The sequence below is a fragment of the Enterobacter sp. QK-SA4 genome (assembly GCF_056856775.1).
In genome coordinates this window covers 2,518,860-2,535,317 of record NZ_JBXFXH010000007.1, presented here as the reverse complement: position 1 = coordinate 2,535,317, position 16,458 = coordinate 2,518,860, and the positions used below count along the sequence as shown (strand labels likewise).

Sequence of the window (16,458 nt, the reverse complement as noted above, 5' to 3'; positions counted from 1 at the left end):
TGTATCACAAATAGCCTGCCTGAATGTAAACTTTCTAAACGGCGGCAGCCCTGTTGATGGTCACCGCGACTTTTCGGCCTGCTTTGAGGATTTCAGTATGACTCGCTTTTATCAACTTACTGCCACACGTCTGGATGGGCAGCTTATCTCTATGGCCGACTACGCGGGAAAGGTGGTTTTGGTCGTCAATACTGCAAGCCAGTGTGGCTTCACGCCGCAATATGCTGGTCTTGAAGCGCTATACAAGAAATACGCCGATCGAGGGTTAGCGGTGCTGGGCTTCCCCTGCAACCAGTTCGGCAAACAGGAACCCGGCGGCGCCGACGAAATCTCGAAAACATGTTACATCAACTACGGCGTAAGCTTCCCGATGTTTGAGAAGTTAGAGGTTAACGGTAGCGCAGCGCACCCGCTGTTTCGTTATCTGAAAAACGAATTACCCGGCGTGCTGGGAGGGCGGATTAAGTGGAACTTTACTAAGTTTCTGATCGGCCGCGACGGTAAACCACTGAAGCGTTTTGCACCGATGACTACGCCAGAGAAAATGGATCCTGCAATTCTTGCGGCACTGGAGATGTAAGGTATCTGATAGCCGAACCTTTCTCTTAGAGCATGACGAAACACTCACACCGGAGAGAAGATAACGCCCGCTCTGTGTTCCTGACGGACTAAACGCTATTTTTAACGCGTTGTGCCGGGAGCGGACGTTATTATTTATAAAAGCTGACGGCCCGCTGATGAAGAGAAACGTAGAGTGGTTGCTCCACGCTGGCATAACGAGCTTATAAATTATAATTCTATTTTTTCGACAAGAAAAATGTTTCCTGGATTCGTTGGTTATTATCCTTCAATATTTTGTCTGATGCTTCCAGTACGGACTTTAACACTGGGGTTTCTTTACCAAATTTTATGGACTGGGTATCTATTGTGAGATTGTACACCGGAATGTTTTCAGCGCGATATACATTGTAAATCTTCAGTGTAAGTGTTGCAGGGACTTTTAAAGATAGTTTGTCGCTAGTTGTTTTTTTATCATCGGATTTATCTTTGTTATAGTCATCAATAATTGACTGAATTTCTCTCTTAATGCCGTCTTGATAAGAACCGACAGATAAATCGGTAAGTTTGAAGATGGTTGAGTTATCGCTTTCTGTTTTTAATTCAACATTGAGAAATGTATTTTCACTATAAACTTTTCCTAATGATACATGACCGTTGTCATTGCTTAAAATGTTCTGTTTCTTAAATTCTATATTTCCTGATAACATTGCAGAGGAAAACAACACTGACGCGCCAATTATTACGCTTGATATGATAATTTTCATTTTTATTCCTTGATAAGTTAAATTCATTTTTTCGGGGTTTGACGTTGTTAGTTTGCCAGACTCATCAATAACTAACGCCATGCCTGTAACTGATTATTTTTTGATCTTTTTGGTCTTGAAATTTCGCTAAGGAAGGTGCGAACAAGTTCCTGATATGAGATCATCATATTCATCCGGAGCGCATCCCAGAGGGACATCATGAGCCATCAACTCACCTTCGCCGATAGTGAATTCAGCACTAAGCGCCGTCAGACCCGAAAAGAGATTTTCCTCTCCCGCATGGAGCAGATTCTGCCATGGCAGAATATGACCGCTGTCATCGAGCCGTTTTATCCCAAGGCGGGCAATGGCCGACGGCCCTATCCGCTGGAGACCATGCTGCGTATTCACTGCATGCAGCATTGGTACAACCTGAGCGACGGTGCCATGGAAGATGCCCTGTACGAAATCGCCTCCATGCGCCTGTTTGCCCGATTATCCCTGGATAGCGCCCTGCCGGATCGCACCACCATCATGAATTTCCGCCACCTGCTCGAGCAGCATCAACTGGCCCGTCAATTGTTCAAGACCATCAATCGCTGGCTGGCCGAAGCAGGCGTCATGATGACCCAAGGCACTTTGGTGGATGCCACCATCATTGAGGCACCCAGCTCGACCAAGAACAAAGAGCAGCAACGCGATCCGGAGATGCATCAGACCAAGAAAGGCAATCAGTGGCACTTTGGCATGAAGGCCCACATTGGTGTCGATGCCAAGAGTGGCCTGACCCACAGCCTGGTCACCACCGCGGCCAACGAGCATGACCTCAATCAGCTGGGTAATCTGCTTCATGGAGAGGAGCAATTTGTCTCAGCCGATGCCGGCTACCAAGGAGCGCCACAGCGCGAGGAGCTGGCCGAGGTGGATGTGGACTGGCTGATCGCCGAGCGTCCCGGCAGGGTAAAAACCTTGAAGCAGCATCCGCGCAAGAACAAAACGGCCATCAACATCGAATACATGAAAGCCAGCATCCGTGCCAGGGTGGAGCACCCGTTTCGCATCATCAAGCGGCAGTTCGGCTTCGTGAAAGCCAGATACAAGGGGCTGCTGAAAAACGATAACCAACTGGCGATGTTATTCACCCTGGCCAACCTGTTTCGGGTGGACCAAATGATACGTCAGTGGGAGAGATCTCAGTAAAAACCGGAAATAACGCCAGAAATGGTGGAAAAAATAGCCTAAATAGGCTGATTCGATGTGTTTGCGGGAAAAAAATCGGCCCAGATCCGCGAAATTTTAATCAGCGAGTCAGCTTGGGAAGAAATGACCTGCTTATTCGCACCTTCCCTAAGAAAGCCCCATCCATCTTTTGTCACTTAGTTTTTGAGAGAGCATGTCACTCCTTTGTTTGTTAGCATTTGGAACCATATTACAATCTATTATTTTGAGTTAAAACTGTTATTTTTTGTAATGCGTCAGTTAAAGGAAATGAAGATGCCAGTGGGGTGGTAAATATGCAATTACTGTACTTCTAGAATCTGTCACCAACACCTGGACTGGATGGCAGGTATCCTGGGAGTGTCCCTGGCAAGGAATTAGCTTAACGTAACGAAAAAGGCCCCGTCAGGGGCCTGGTCTGCTTTAACAATGGACTGTTGTTCGCCTGGATTAGAAGCGGTATTGCAGGCCCGCTGTAATGGTATAGTTATGGTTAGAAATACCTGCCGCATCCCCGCCAATAGAGCCGGAGTCACCAGTATTGGTATCAATAATCTGCGTACCGCCTTTACCTTCTTCGTAACTGCTATAGGTAAATTCTGCAAAAACTTTGGCGTGCGGAGTGACGTAATACCCGGCATCAACAGAGGCACCATAATAGCGGGAATCTGTTGTCTTCTCGCGGAAAGTCAGATCGCGCATGTAATGTTCGTCGTTATCATGTGCACGCACCCAGTCACTGAATTTGAAGAGGGCATTAAATTCAAAGTCATTGAAACGGTACTGTCCTGCAAGGCCAATGTAGGGCATAGAAAAACGCTGGCTATAACCAATGCCGCGTTCGCCTGCCGGGAAGTTCCCTTGATAGGCACCGTTATCATAATTGTAAGTACCACCAGTCGCCGTCCAACTGAAGCGTGTTTCCTGATAGCCTGCGGTTACGCCCGCTTTATAGTTATCGCCCTGGAGGATCCACCCTTTTACGTTGAGGTCATATTCATTGGCGTAGTTAACGTTCGTGGCCGGATGGCTTGAATGGTCTGTCCAGGAGGATTGTTTTTCATTCATCCAGTCATAGTCATCCATATGACCTGAACCTGATGCCAGGGACGTCCAGCCGCGGGCGTTCAATGTTAAAAATGAGTAAGCATCCCAGGTGATATCGCCTTTCAGAATGGCGACATTTTTTATTTTCCAGTCCAGTTGGCTAATTTTTCTTCCTGTAGCTTCGTCATAAACCATTTCGTGAGATTTTCCGCTCAGCATCCCGGCAGAGGCTGAAACCGCTAAACTATCCGGTGAAAAATCTGGTGTAACGATTGTTGGTCCTGCATATACTGCCCCTGAAAACGCGGCCATCATCATTCCCGCAACGATATTTCTTGTCATTTTTATTTCCCTAAAGCAAATTAATCAATGAGTTGCGGTAAAATCTTAAAAGTCATAACAATAATAATCAACTGCTAGTTTTGGTAATTTTTTATTATTTGACGTAAGGAACAATATTTAACTTTGGGCAGCCTGAAAGAGGCGATTTCTAATATTTAAATGATTTCTGGCTTAATGCGAAATAACAGTCAGCTGCGGATAAGATGACCAACTTCGCTATGGTATGCACGTCTGCAACCAGCGTCACAAACAAATTCCCATTTACCCCCGCAGCCACGGCGTAATCGTCAGCCCGGTAAGCAAGCCTTCCGGGCTGAGCAGGCGAGTGACGGTTTGCCCCCACGGTTCCGTGCGGTTAGCCACCAGCAGCCGATAGCCTTTTTCACTCAGAACGCGGGTAGCCCCGTCCAGATCCTGAACCTCGTACTCGACCCATCCCTGCGGTATCGGGTGCTCAACTGGCCACTGTTCTTCTCCAAAACAGGATGCAGCCGCCTGTGCGAGCGGCCAGACGGCAAAATGCTTCACGCCTTCCAGCTGACCCTCTTCAGTGAGCAGATAATCGCTGTTCCCCTCCATCGGCTTCAGCGGAAGGCCGAGTGTCTGGACATAAAACGCGGTGCTGGACTCCGTATCCCGCGAAATGGGCCCGAACCCGGCGACAAATAAGACATCAATTTCTGGTAGCGTCTGCGACATATCCACTCCTGAATGAGGTGAAATTCACCCTGAATTTATCTTACGATTGGCGGAAATACGACTCTCAATTCTGGTGTTGCATTCACCCTGCCTGCACGTCCACGACGGGTTTAAAATTCAGCGCGATGACGATCAGCAGCACGACTCCCGCACTCATGATCAGCCATGCGCTGGTCAGCGAGAACGAACTGTCGCGAACGATCCCCGCTATTAGCGGCATAAGCGCGGCAATCATGTATCCACCTCCCTGAACTTTAGACAGTAACTTCCCGGCCTGGGCGGGTGTTCGCGCATGATCGAACGTAACGATGAGCGACAGCGGGAAGAGGGCGCCGATCCCGGTGCCAAGCAGCAGCGTGGATAATACAGGCGTCGTACCCGGCGCAAAGACCAGACACAGTAATCCTGCCAGCAGCAACAGCAATACGGCGATCAGCGGCACGCGGCGGTCGGGGAATTTACCGATCAGCGCGGAGACGGCAAACCCGGCGACAACCTCGGTTAACGTTAGCCAGGCCAGCATGTAGCCGCTGCTGCGTGCGGACCATCCCGCCTGAATGTAAAGCGGGGGCAGCCAGGCCAATACCAGCGTGTAGGCGCCCGTACCCACGCCGAAAAAGAGCAACAGTAGTGCTGTACGGGAGGACGAGAGCGTGACGGTTTCGTGGGCTGTTTTTTCCTCCTGAGGATGCTTAACCAGGGTTAACCAAAGTATCAGCGCAAGCAGCGCTAACAGCCCGGCCATTGCCAGCGCGGGCTTCAGCGTGAGCCATGAAAACAACGGCTCGGCGCTGGCGGCGGCGACTGCCGCTCCGGCCATAATGCCCGTGCTGAAGAGCGACATCACCGTGCTGGCCGTTTGCGTATATTCCTTTTTAATCAGGGCAGGCATTAACGCCTGGATCGTGCCTATGCTGGCCCCGCCCAGTAACGCGGTGCCCATAAGACTCTCCGGTGAGGCGCTAAAACCGCGCAGCAAACAGGCCGCAAGCAGGATAAAGAGCCCGAGCATAATTCCCCGAACGGCGCCGAGTCGGGCTAAAAGCCAGGGGCCAAACAGGGCGGCAAGCCCCATCATCGCGACCGGCAGGGTGGTCAGCAGGCTGAATTGCGTAGCGGTCAGCCCCGCTTCGCGCTGCAGCACGGAAAACAGCGGTCCGACAGAAGCCAGAATGGGGCGCAGGTTAAGCCCGACGATAAAAGCGATAACGGCGAAGAGTAAAGGCGACGTGCGTTTCAACGTGGAATCCTTTTCGGTTGTGAATGGCCCGCGCAAATCGGCACGAGCATTTATCTTAACGTTAAGATAAAATATGTTTTTGCGTAAGATGTACCGCACAACAGGATAAATTCGCACGCCATCAGGGGTGAAAATGCAAGACCATGTAGACTTCGTTGTCGGCCAGTGGAGCCGCGCCATGCCGGAGCTGGACGCCTCGTCGATGAAAATTTTTGGCCGAATGCTCCGGCTGATGAAGAATCTCGGAAAAGAACGGGCGCAGGCGATGGCGCAGTTTGGTTTTCGCGAGGGCGAGTTTGACGTGCTCGCCACGCTGCGTCGCGCCGGTGAGCCGTACTGCCTTTCCCCCACGCAGCTCTATAAATCGCTGTTGGTAACCTCAGGGGCGATGACGAACCGGCTCAGCCATCTAGAACAGCAAGGGCTTATCAGGCGAATTGCCGATCCGAATGATAAGCGCAGCACCCTCGTAAGCCTGACGCCGCACGGGCAGGAGCGTATCGAACAGGCGCTGATCGTGCATACACAAACGCAAAATGCGCTGCTGAGCAACTTGTCTGACGCGCAGCGCGCGCAGCTTGAGTCCCTGCTCAGGGAGCTGCTGATGACGTTCCCGTCTGAGGACCTGAGCGACAGGTCACCGAGTGCCGATAATACAAACACTGCATAGCTAAACCTCACAGAAAGGGAACGTATGTCTTTACCGCCACTGTATGCGCTGCGCGCTTTTGAAGTTGCCGCGCGGCTGAACTCCTTCAGCAAAGCTGCTGAAGCACTGAATATCACGCCGGGCGCGGTCAGCAGGCATGTCCGGACGCTTGAACAGTGGTTCGACTGTGAGCTCTTTAAACGCCAGGGGCCGCGAGTGGAGGTCAGTGATGCCGGACGTATTCTGGCCGGACAGCTCAGCGAAAGTTTCTCGAATATTGAGTGGGCCTGTCGGGCATTCAGAAGTGAAAACCACCTTCTGCGCCTCAAAGCCCCCAGCACCCTGACGATGCGGTGGCTTCTGAATGTGCTTAAATCCTTTCGCGAGAACCACGCGAAGCCAAAAATTGAAATTGCCAGCGTCTGGATGGACTTCGACACCGTTGACTTCAGCCGTGAGCCCTATGATTGTGCGATCCTGCTCGGTAATGGCTATTTCGGCGAGTCAACGGAAAGCAGGCTGCTCTTCAGTGAATGGCTCATTCCGGTTTGTACCCCGTCGTTGCTTGAATCTGCCCGGCATCAGCTTCCAGAGTGCGATCTTATCCATCCCTCTCCGGACAGACGGGACTGGAAGCGCTGGCTGAAAAGAACGGGGTCATTCCCCGGACTCGACGTGAGTCGAGGGATAGTATTCGACACCCTGGAGCAGGGAAGCCTGGCCGCCATGCACGGTCACGGCGTGGCGATGGCCGATCTCCGCCTCACGCTCGACGCGCTGAAAAGCGGTCTGCTCGCGCTGCCCTTCAGGGAAGCTATCGCAACCGGCGATGGCTATTACCTCGTCTGGCCGAAAAACTCGCTCAGAAGACAGAGTATTGAACGGTTGCTGGCGTGGCTTAACCTTAATGCGCCGGTGCTGCCTTCGTTGGATATCGTCTGTCTTGATTATAGCGAAAAGCGGGTTTAATAAATGGCGGAATATTTATTGAGGGATATTCCGCAGATTGAGCGTATTTATGCGTAGGGAATATTCGCCATCTGTTTATATCGCTCCGGCAATGCGCTGTTCAGGTTGAGCAATTTATCCAGAATATAAAGCGCAGGCGTCCCCCTTGCGCGCTCTGCGTCGATCAGCGCCGTGCGTAACAGATTGGCAGCCGACGTCATGTCACGGAAATACTCCTGCGATTCACGCGTCTGAACTTCGCCTGACGCGGCGTAACGCACCTTTGGCCAGTCCGCAAAGTCTAGCAGCGGAAGGATCCCATCTTCTTTTGGCAAGTGTGCTGAGAGCAGCTCTTCGGCGTTACCCGGATTGCTTTGGGCGAAAGCCAAAAGATGCAGTCGATGGAGGAAAGGCGATAGCGCCTCTGAGCTTTCCTTTTCTGCTGAAAGTAACGTTATCAACTCATGCACATTTGCCTGGACGCTAAATTTATGAGGCGAGATAATATTCATTACAGGGAATAAAACATCGAGTGTCATAGGTGCTCCATACAGGCTTAGTATTATTTATTTTTCTATCCCAGGGGTGAATGGATGGTATTTCAGCGCCGTCGCTTTTGAAAAACGATAAATAGTGGGAATCAATGTGAGTTTTACTCAATGTTGCGCTTTGGAGTGCGATCACGCGCATCCTCACGTTGCAGCGTTTTGTTTCACAAACGCCATCGCTCATCGACCGTCCAGAATGGTATAACGTCGTGCGGCAATCGGGTTGCCGCCCGCTGACTCCATTCACAAAGGTGTATATGAAACAAATTACGTTCAGTGACCTGCTGCAACAAAGCGAGCAGGCTGCCAATTCTCCTCGCTTACGCGCGCACCGCAATTTACATCCCGAGCTGAGCGACCCGGTACAACGCCTGGCTATCGCGATGGAGCCTGGTACCTATGTTCGCCCTCATCGCCACCCGCACACGTTTGAACTGCTGACGGCTCTGAGCGGTCGCTTTCTGGTGTTGAATTTTGATGACAGCGGTAACGTGACCCAGCGCGTGGTGTTAGGTGAAGACTGCAAAGTGCTGGAGATGGATGCCGGTACCTGGCATGCCGTGCTGTCGCTGGATAAAGGCGGCGTCATTTTCGAGGTGAAACACGGCGGCTATCAGCCTGTTCCGGAGCACGATACCGCCCCGTGGTCACCGGCTGAGAACGCGCCCGGTACCGCGGAGCTGATGAAATGGTACGCCCAGGCGCAGGTGGGTGACGGAGGTTTTACCCTGTAATTTTCTCTACTTTTCCCGACGCGCGGAAAGGCGCGCCGGGATAGAAAGAGACGATCCCGCTAACTCAACTGACCGTATTAAAATGCCAGCCGCCGGCAGTCGACAGCATCACGAACGGGCCGGCCAGCGTGCTGTTGTGATGCGCAATGATGTCAGTGGCGGATAAATGTGCGTTATCCATTGTGGTATGCGCATCTGAAATCAATATCGTCCTGAAGCCCAGCTCCGGCGCGGCCCGGCAGGTGGTGTCGACACAAAATTCTGTTTTCATCCCGGCAATGACCAGCTGTTTGATGCCTCTCTGATTAAGCTCACGCAGCAATTCGGTATCCCGAAAACAGCTGGGATGGCGCTTGGTGAAAACAACATCCTGCTCCTTCACGTCCAGCTCGGGTATCAGCTGCGTCAACGGCCCCTGCGCTGAGAAGGGGGAGTCGTCTGGTCCAACATGGCGGGCAAAAAAGACGGGTACCCGAGCGTGGCGCGCGTTGGCTATTAACAAACGGATATTTGCCAGAACGGCATCGGCGGAACAGGGTGAGACCGGGCCCCGGAAGAGGCCCTGCTGCATGTCGATAATTAAGAGAGCATTGTCAGAAATCATTTTCTTTCTCCATTCAGAGGGCGGTGAACGGAGAGGTATTTCCCCGTCCAGGCTGGCGGGGATTGAGGTTCTGTTTGTCAGTAGTTCGCTACAGATACGCCCACGCCGCCGAAGGTGCCGGTGGTGGTGAGGGTGGTTGTTGGCTGAACTGACTGATACATGGAATGACCTTTGTTTATTCATTCCGCTATATGCGGAATTATCACGTTAGTTATTGTAGATTCAATCTGTCAATGCAACACCCCTTTCAATTATCTCTTTCGGTGTTTTGAACTTCAGTGTCTTTCTCGGTCTGTTGTTTAGCTGAGCAGCAACCAGATCTAGTTCATGTTGAGTATATTGGGCAAGACATGTCTTTTTAGGAAAGTACTGCCGAATTAGCCCATTTGTGTTCTCATTTGTTCCCCGCTGCCAAGGACTCTGAGGATCGCAGAAGTAAACTTTAACGCCGGTGCTGACAGTAAATTCTAGATGTCTGGCCAGTTCCATTCCTCTGTCCCATGTCAGTGATTTTCTGAGTTCTGACGGTAAACTCAGGAATTTGTCGGTAAGAGCCTGATTTACTGAGACAGAATCTTTGCCCCTGAGTCTAAGGATGATCGTATAACGTGATTTTCGGTCTACAAGTGTGGCTATATGAGAGTTTTTTGTACCTGAGACTAAATCGCCCTCCCAATGCCCCAGAGAGCGTCTGTTATCGATATTTCGGGAACGTTCGTGAATTGGTGTTCCGTTCACTATGTTAATCGTACCTCTTTCGCCTTTGCGGGTATGACGCCTGCCATGGCGAAGGCTATGCGACCGTCGCAGATGCTGTATATTCAGGTGGTGTAGCGCTTCACGGCTACGAAAGTACAGCGTTTTATAAATTGTCTCAGGTGATATTCGCAGCGTTTTTTGACGTGGTTTTGTTCGCCTTAACCATCCTGATATTTGCTCTGGAGACCATTTCATCTCCAGCTTTTCCAGAACAAGCTTTCGCAATGGTAAATTTTGATCCAGTAAGCACGGTTTTGGCCTTTTCGCCATTCTGTTGGCTCGGTTATTAGCATCAACAGCTTTGTAATAGCGTCTGCCCCGATTACGCTGAACTTCACGTGAGATCGTCGAAGGACTGCGATTCAGCGCAGTAGCTATCGCACGAATGCTCATTTTGGCTGACAAACCAGCTCGTATCTCCTCGCGCTCAGACAGTGTCAGGTGAGCTACAGCCCGCTTACGCTCATGGGGTTTTATGCCGCCAGTATCCCTTAACATAGTGAAGATCGTTCCGGGTTTTGAACCCAGGATATTCGCTATTTCACTGAAGCCTGTTCCGTTCTTCCATAGTTCAAAAACAGAGGCTTTTTCCTCTGCTGTAAATGTTCGTCTCATTCAAAAAACCTCCGCAACCCCATGTTTTCACATAACTGTTGCGTTGACCAATTGAATCTACAATAGCGTTGCTTAACTCATTGCTTCAAGACACCAACTTGAGTAGGGGTACGATCAAGCGGCAGGAAGCTGTCAGCAAAGGCTCGTAACCTGCTGTGCACGCCTTTGCTGACTGAATAGCCGGGATTATTTAAGGTCCTCTAGCCCCTTCAGGAACTCCTCCACCTGCTCAGGCGTCGCCGCGTCTGCCTGGTAAAGAATATCGAGCTTAACGTTCTTCAGCCCGCAGAAGCCAAACACGCCTTCGATTATCTGCGTCTGAATCGCCGTCGAATAGCCGTGTTTGTCGAATCCGGTGAGATCGCTGCCGCCGGTGGCAATCAGGCGGACGGGAACATCGCGTAAGCTGCCAACGATCCGGCCATCGTCGGCCACCTTATACGCCCAGTTCAGGGTTAATACGCGATCGAACCAGCCTTTCAACAGCGCGGGGACCGACCACCAGTACACGGGGAAAACAAACACCAGCATATCCGCTCGCTCGACGCGCTGCTGCTCGCGCAGAATATCTTCAGGAAGGGCGCTCGGATCGCCGTGATACAAATCGAGATCGGCGCGGGTCATCGCCGGATTAAACCCTTCAGCATGCAGATCGGCAATTTCAACCTGCGTACCTTGCTCGCGTAATTTTCCGGCAATACGGGCTGCCAGCGAATGGGATAACGAATTGTCGACAGGATGAGCCGTCACGATCAGTGCGTTATTAATGGCATTTGTAGCAGACATAGCGACCTCGAATGGGTGAGAATTGACGCCTATATTACTATTGGTAACTTAGGTGTCAATCCGCCCCCAGCGATCATTTTGTGCTATTCACGTAGGTCTCCAGCACGCCGGTCATGGCGCCGCTGAGCGTATCTTCCGCCACGTTCCGGGCGAGCACGCCGTTGCCAGCGGCAGTACTGAGCGCCTCCGCGGCGCCAATAATGGCCGTCAGTACCGCTTCTCCCTGAACGCCTTTCAGCGCGACAAACGGGGAAAGCGCGGTACGCAGGCAGTCGGCACATTCGGCCACGCATGCTTCACGAAACGTCTGCAACGCGTGGGATCCGGACAGCGCGGCAGCAATCGGCCCGGTCTCAGGCCCGGCGCTAATGGCGCAGTCGATATAGGCGGCGCTGAAAAAGCGGATCGTCTTCTCCAGCGTTTTGCTGTCGACCGCCAGCGTCTCGCGGAATTTCGCCAGCTGCCGGTCGCTATAGTCCTGGTACAGCGCCATCAGCAGCCCTTCACGATCGCCAAAGTGATCGTAGGGGATAGGCTTGGTCACGTTGGCTCGTTCGGCCAGGTAGCCAAGGGTCAGCGCCTCCGTACCTTGCTGACGAACGATTCCGCGCGCAACCTCCAGCAGCTGCACGCGGCGGTCCTCTTTTCTTAAGCGCTTAACAACCATGCTTTCCTCAGAAGTGTTATCTACTCATGGTAGTTTACACGTTTTCTGCACGGTGCTGCACTCGTTGTTCCGCAGGACGGATCCGGAACCAGATCGCATACATCGCGGGCAGGAAGACGAGGGTGACGATCGTCCCGCCCAGCGTGCCGCCTATCAGCGTGTAAGCCAGCGTGCCCCAGAACACCGAATGCGTCAGGGGAATGAACGCCAGCACGGCGGCTATGGCGGTCAGAAGGACCGGGCGCGCGCGCTGGACCGTCGCTTCAACCACCGCCTGGAACGGCTCGAGACCGTCCTTTTGGTTATGATCGATTTGACCGATCAGGATCAGCGTATTGCGCATAAGAATGCCGGAAAGGGCGATCAAGCCGACCAGCGCGTTGATGCCAAACGGCTGATTGAAAATCAACAGCACGGGCACTACGCCAATCAGCCCCAGCGGCGCGGTTAAGAACACCATCACCATCGCCGAGATTGAGCGCACCTGCAAAATGATGATCAGCAGCGTCAGGGCAATCATGATCGGGAACAGCGGAATCATTGCCTGCGTGGCTTTGCCCGATTCCTCAATCGAACCCGCCATGTCTATTCGGTACCCGGGCGGCAGCGCATCAACAATCGGCTGGAGCTGCTTCATGACGGCGACCGACACATCCGGTGGCTGAAGATTGTTAGCGATGTCGCCCCGCACGGTAATCGTCGGGGTGCGATCGCGGCGGCGCAGGATCGGATCTTCCATACCGATCTCAATCTTGCCAATTTGCGACAGCGGAACGCGCTGTCCCGCATTGCCGACAAGGGTGAAACCCTCGATTTTTGCCGGATCGAGACGGATGTCTCCCGCCGCGCGGCCAATAACCTCAACCGAGCGAATATCTTCCCGCACGGAGGTGACGGGCACGCCTGAGAGCAGAAACTGAAGCTGATCGGCAACGGCACTGGAGGTCAAGCCGGTCGCCTGCAGGCGGTTTTGATCGAGGGTGAAATGCAGGACGGGAACGCGTGAGCCCCAGTCGGTGTTGACGGTTCTCATCATCGGGCTCGCCTGGAGCACGGCTTTCACCCTGTCAGCGATGTCATGCACCTGTTCGACATCCGGCCCCGACACGCGCCAGGCAACCGGGAAGGGCGAGTACGGGCCAAACACCAGCTGCGTTACCCGTACGCGGGCTTCGGGGGCAAGGCCGTTGGCGACAGCTTCTCTCAGCCGGAGCTTGAGCGCCTCGCGCGATGTCTCGCTGTCCGTCAGGATCACGATTTTCGCAAAAGACGGATCGGGCAGTTCAGGCGCCATCGCCAGATAAAAACGGGGCGAACCCTGACCAATATAGGCCGTGACAATTTTGGCTTCGGGCTGCTGGCCCAGCCACGCTTCGATTTTTGCGGTTGCGGCGCTGGTTTGCTCAATCGAGGTACCGTATGGCATCTGCACCTCAACCAGTACTTCCGGGCGATCGGAGGTCGGGAAGAATTGTTTTTTAACCAGCCCCATACCGAGCACGGCAAGAATGAAAATGGCGACCACCGACCCGGCTACCCGCCATTTTCTGGCGATAACGCGGGCAAGCAGCTGGCGAAAACGGTTATAGCGAGGCGTGTTATAGATGGCGGCATGACCCCCTTCTACTTTAGGGATCGCCGGCAGGATCTTCACCCCAAGATAGGGCGTGAACACCACCGCGACAAACCACGATGCAATCAGGGCGAGGCCGACAATCCAGAACATATTGCTGGTGTATTCCCCTGCGGTCGACTGGGCAAAGCCATTCGGCATAAAGCCAATGGCCGTCACCAGGGTACCGGCCAGCATGGGCGCAGCGGTATGGCTCCAGGCGAAGGCCGAGGCTTTGATTCTGTCGTAACCTTCCTCCATTTTCACCACCATCATTTCGATGGCGATGATGGCATCATCAACCAGCAGGCCGAGGGCGAGGATCAGGGAGCCCAGCGTAACGCGGTCAAAGTTTATCCCCGCGGCTTCCATCACTACGAATACGACCGCCAGCGTCAGCGGGACCGCCGCCGCAACGACAACACCCACGCGCCAGCCCATGCTGATAAAACACACCACCATGACCACAAGCAGGGCGACGAAGAATTTGATCATGAACTCATCGACCGACGAGCGAATATTCACGGACTGGTCGGTGACCTTGGTCAGGGACATGCCCAGCGGCAGGCTGTCATTTATTTTCGCCGTTTCCGCATCCAGCGCTTTTCCCAGCGCCAGACCGTTCCAGCCTTCACGCATCACGATGCCCAGCAGAAGGGCGGGCTCATGCTGATTACGTATCAGCATCGTCGGGGGATCTTCGTAGCCTCGCTCAACCGTTGCCACATCGGACAGCTTGAGCGTTTTGCCCTGAGCCACAAAAGGCGTATCGCGGATTTTCTGCAGTTCATCGAACGCGCCGTCCAGGCGGATAAAAATCTGCGCGCCTCGGGTCTCAATGGAGCCCGCCGCGGCTAACGCGTTCTGGCTGTTGAGGGCGTTGAAAATATCCTGGGGTGAGAGCCCTATCGTCGCCAGACGGTCGTGGGAGAAGGAGATGTAAATCCGCTCGGCCTGTTCGCCGATAATGTTCACTTTCTTCACGCCGGGAACGTGCAGAAGCTGCTGGCGCAGGCCTTCGGCATCGCGTACCAGCTGCCGCTGCGGTTCGCCTTTCGCTTTCAGCGCAAAGAGGGCAAAGGTGACATCCGAGAATTCGTCATTGATCATCGGGCCGATGACGCCCGCCGGAAGTCGCTGCGATTCATCTCCAAGCTTCTTCCGCGCCTGATAGAACTCCTCCTGCACTTCGGCTGGCGGGGTCTTGTCCTGCAATGACAACGTGATAAACGCCATGCCGGGACGGGTATAGGTTTCGGTACGGTCATACCATTTGAGTTCCTGCAGGCGTTTTTCCAGCGGTTCGGCGACCTGATCCTGAATTTCCTGCGCGGTGGCACCCGGCCAGACGGTTATCACCGTCATTTGCTTTACCGTGAAGGGCGGATCTTCCGCGCGTCCGAGCCCAAAGAAGGCGTAAATTCCGGCAATCGTAACCAGAACGATCAGAAACAGCGTAATTGAACGTTCGCGGACGGCCAGCGCCGACAGGTTGAAGCGGCTTCCGCTCATGGCGTGTTCTCCGCCAGGGCGGCATTGCGTTGCTCGGCAAGCCTGACGACCTCACCTTCGTGCAGAAGATGGGCACCTAACGCAACAATCTTCTCACCGGGCTTCACGCCGCCCGTGACCTGCGCCGCATCTTCACCCACGCTCAGCACCCTGACGGGCGTCCATGCGACCTTTGCCGGCTGGGCGGAAATGCGCCAGACGCCGGGACCTTTTCCTGCATCATAGAGTGAAGCCAGCGGGACCTGCATGACCTGACCTTCCGCTTTATTGTCCTGAATGTTCAGCGTGACGGTCGCCCCCAGCGGCGCGTTCGCCAGCAGGCCATCCAGCACGTAGCGGGCTTCATACGTGCGGGTCGCGGCATCGGCCGAGTCAGACAGCAGGCGCAGCGTTGCGGTGACAGGATGTTTTTCATTGCCATACAGCGTGGCCTGCGCTTCGCTGCCGACGGCAGGACGCAGCGTTTCCGGAAGCTGGACGAGCGCTTCACGCTGTCCCGCTCTGGCGAGTCTGATCGCCACCTGTCCGGCGCTGACGACCTGACCCGGCTCGGCGAGCGTCTCCATGACCACGCCGTCTGAATCCGCCAGCAGTACGGCATAGCCCGTGGCGTTTTGCGCCACGCTGGCCTGCGCCCGGGCGGCGCTGAGATCGGCCCTGGCCGTGTCGGCCGCCGCTTTGATCTGGTCATACTCCGAGGCAGACACCGCGCCGGACGCCACAAGTCCACGATAGCGCGCCTCATCGCTGGTGGCTTTGCGCGCGCGCGCCTGAGCCGCATCCACCGCGCGCTGCTGCGCCTGAGCCTGTAATTTCAGGTCAACCGGATCCAGGCGCAGCAGGGGCTGGCCCTGTTTGACGGTCTGCCCCGTGTCGACCAGCCGCTCAAGGATTTTTCCCTGGACTCTGAAACCTAAATCGCTTTGCGTTCTTGCGACCACCACGCCCGTGAAGGCGCGGGCGCTATTGTTCGCAAGCTCGACGGAGGCGGATCTGACAAGCGGTGGCTTTGTGCGCGGATCGTCACTCGCGGAAATATCGCCGCACGCCACCAGGGCAAACGGCAGGAGACAAACGGCAACGCGGGCTGAAGTGAGCCTGAGCATGGGAAACCTTTTTGACGTAACAGGACGGTATCCGCATTCTCTGACTAGTGACCAAAATTGTCAATGGT

The 16,458-nt window shown here is 53.9% G+C and carries 17 protein-coding genes and 1 pseudogene; 6 read left to right on the top strand and 12 right to left on the bottom strand.

Features of this window, described 5'->3' with window-relative positions:
• The first annotated feature begins 97 nt into the window (after positions 1–97).
• Positions 98–580, top strand: a complete 483-nt coding sequence (locus AC1VYI_RS13590; protein WP_134866344.1) for a glutathione peroxidase — start codon at positions 98–100, stop codon at positions 578–580.
• A gap of 217 nt (positions 581–797) precedes the next feature.
• Here AC1VYI_RS13590 and AC1VYI_RS13585 read toward each other — a convergent pair whose 3' ends face one another.
• The gene (locus AC1VYI_RS13585) at positions 798–1,406 is read right to left on the bottom strand and encodes a hypothetical protein (protein ID WP_134866342.1); all 609 of its coding nucleotides are present in this window, start codon (positions 1,404–1,406) and stop codon (positions 798–800) included.
• A gap of 117 nt (positions 1,407–1,523) precedes the next feature.
• On the opposite strand from AC1VYI_RS13585, the gene AC1VYI_RS13580 reads away from it, so the two are divergent.
• Together AC1VYI_RS13580 and AC1VYI_RS13575 are read left to right on the top strand one after the other, a co-directional pair.
• Positions 1,524–2,504, top strand: a complete 981-nt coding sequence (locus AC1VYI_RS13580; protein ID WP_000019450.1) for an IS5-like element ISKpn26 family transposase — start codon at positions 1,524–1,526, stop codon at positions 2,502–2,504.
• Complete coding sequence (locus AC1VYI_RS13575; RefSeq protein ID WP_482881750.1) at positions 2,486–2,719, top strand: hypothetical protein; 234 nt, start codon at positions 2,486–2,488, stop codon at positions 2,717–2,719. Before AC1VYI_RS13580 ends, AC1VYI_RS13575 begins: the two co-directional genes overlap by 19 nt.
• A 253-nt stretch (positions 2,720–2,972) precedes the next feature.
• On the opposite strand, the gene AC1VYI_RS13570 is transcribed toward AC1VYI_RS13575, so the two are convergent.
• The 3 genes from AC1VYI_RS13570 to AC1VYI_RS13560 all read right to left on the bottom strand — a co-directional run bounded on the left by AC1VYI_RS13570 (position 2,973) and on the right by AC1VYI_RS13560 (position 5,850).
• The gene (locus AC1VYI_RS13570; protein WP_023311587.1) at positions 2,973–3,911 is read right to left on the bottom strand and encodes an omptin family outer membrane protease; all 939 of its coding nucleotides are present in this window, start codon (positions 3,909–3,911) and stop codon (positions 2,973–2,975) included.
• Positions 3,912–4,172: 261 nt separating this feature from the next.
• Positions 4,173–4,610, bottom strand: a complete 438-nt coding sequence (locus AC1VYI_RS13565) for a VOC family protein (protein ID WP_134866339.1) — start codon at positions 4,608–4,610, stop codon at positions 4,173–4,175.
• Positions 4,611–4,692: 82 nt separating this feature from the next.
• The gene (locus tag AC1VYI_RS13560) at positions 4,693–5,850 is read right to left on the bottom strand and encodes an MFS transporter (RefSeq protein ID WP_226483760.1); all 1,158 of its coding nucleotides are present in this window, start codon (positions 5,848–5,850) and stop codon (positions 4,693–4,695) included.
• A 133-nt stretch (positions 5,851–5,983) separates the two neighbouring features.
• Here AC1VYI_RS13560 and AC1VYI_RS13555 point away from each other — a divergent pair, with 133 nt between their 5' ends.
• Positions 5,984–6,520: a MarR family winged helix-turn-helix transcriptional regulator gene (locus AC1VYI_RS13555; RefSeq protein WP_134866337.1), complete on the top strand. Its 537-nt coding sequence runs from the start codon at positions 5,984–5,986 to the stop codon at positions 6,518–6,520.
• Between the two features lie 24 nt (positions 6,521–6,544).
• Positions 6,545–7,468, top strand: coding sequence for a LysR substrate-binding domain-containing protein (locus AC1VYI_RS13550; RefSeq protein ID WP_023311591.1), 924 nt, complete (start codon positions 6,545–6,547; stop codon positions 7,466–7,468).
• Positions 7,469–7,515: 47 nt separating this feature from the next.
• Here AC1VYI_RS13550 and AC1VYI_RS13545 read toward each other — a convergent pair whose 3' ends face one another.
• Positions 7,516–7,986 carry a hypothetical protein gene (locus AC1VYI_RS13545; RefSeq protein ID WP_134866335.1) on the bottom strand — a complete coding sequence of 157 codons (471 nt, stop codon included), beginning with the start codon at positions 7,984–7,986 and terminating at the stop codon, positions 7,516–7,518.
• A 266-nt stretch (positions 7,987–8,252) separates the two neighbouring features.
• Between AC1VYI_RS13545 and AC1VYI_RS13540 the strand changes: the two genes are divergently transcribed.
• Positions 8,253–8,729: a WbuC family cupin fold metalloprotein gene (locus AC1VYI_RS13540; RefSeq protein WP_226483762.1), complete on the top strand. Its 477-nt coding sequence runs from the start codon at positions 8,253–8,255 to the stop codon at positions 8,727–8,729.
• A 64-nt stretch (positions 8,730–8,793) separates the two neighbouring features.
• Here AC1VYI_RS13540 and AC1VYI_RS13535 read toward each other — a convergent pair whose 3' ends face one another.
• The 7 genes and pseudogenes from AC1VYI_RS13535 to AC1VYI_RS13505 form a co-directional block, all read right to left on the bottom strand.
• The gene (locus AC1VYI_RS13535) at positions 8,794–9,333 is read right to left on the bottom strand and encodes a cysteine hydrolase family protein (protein WP_134866333.1); all 540 of its coding nucleotides are present in this window, start codon (positions 9,331–9,333) and stop codon (positions 8,794–8,796) included.
• A gap of 222 nt (positions 9,334–9,555) precedes the next feature.
• Positions 9,556–10,707, bottom strand: a complete 1,152-nt coding sequence (locus AC1VYI_RS13530) for an IS30-like element IS30 family transposase (RefSeq protein ID WP_001254932.1) — start codon at positions 10,705–10,707, stop codon at positions 9,556–9,558.
• Positions 10,704–10,781 (bottom strand): annotated as a pseudogene (locus AC1VYI_RS13525) (hypothetical protein); the annotation flags it as partial. The pseudogene AC1VYI_RS13525 and the gene AC1VYI_RS13530, both read right to left, overlap by 4 nt.
• 112 nt (positions 10,782–10,893) lie before the next feature.
• Entirely contained in the window at positions 10,894–11,493 is a 600-nt protein-coding gene (locus AC1VYI_RS13520) for an NAD(P)H-dependent oxidoreductase (RefSeq protein ID WP_023311595.1), read from the bottom strand.
• 73 nt (positions 11,494–11,566) lie between these two features.
• Positions 11,567–12,160, bottom strand: coding sequence for a TetR/AcrR family transcriptional regulator (locus AC1VYI_RS13515; protein WP_023311596.1), 594 nt, complete (start codon positions 12,158–12,160; stop codon positions 11,567–11,569).
• A gap of 34 nt (positions 12,161–12,194) precedes the next feature.
• Positions 12,195–15,284, bottom strand: a complete 3,090-nt coding sequence (locus AC1VYI_RS13510; RefSeq protein ID WP_226483764.1) for an efflux RND transporter permease subunit — start codon at positions 15,282–15,284, stop codon at positions 12,195–12,197.
• Complete coding sequence (locus AC1VYI_RS13505) at positions 15,281–16,390, bottom strand: efflux RND transporter periplasmic adaptor subunit (RefSeq protein ID WP_063408872.1); 1,110 nt, start codon at positions 16,388–16,390, stop codon at positions 15,281–15,283. Before AC1VYI_RS13505 ends, AC1VYI_RS13510 begins: the two co-directional genes overlap by 4 nt.
• Positions 16,391–16,458: the final 68 nt, after the last annotated feature.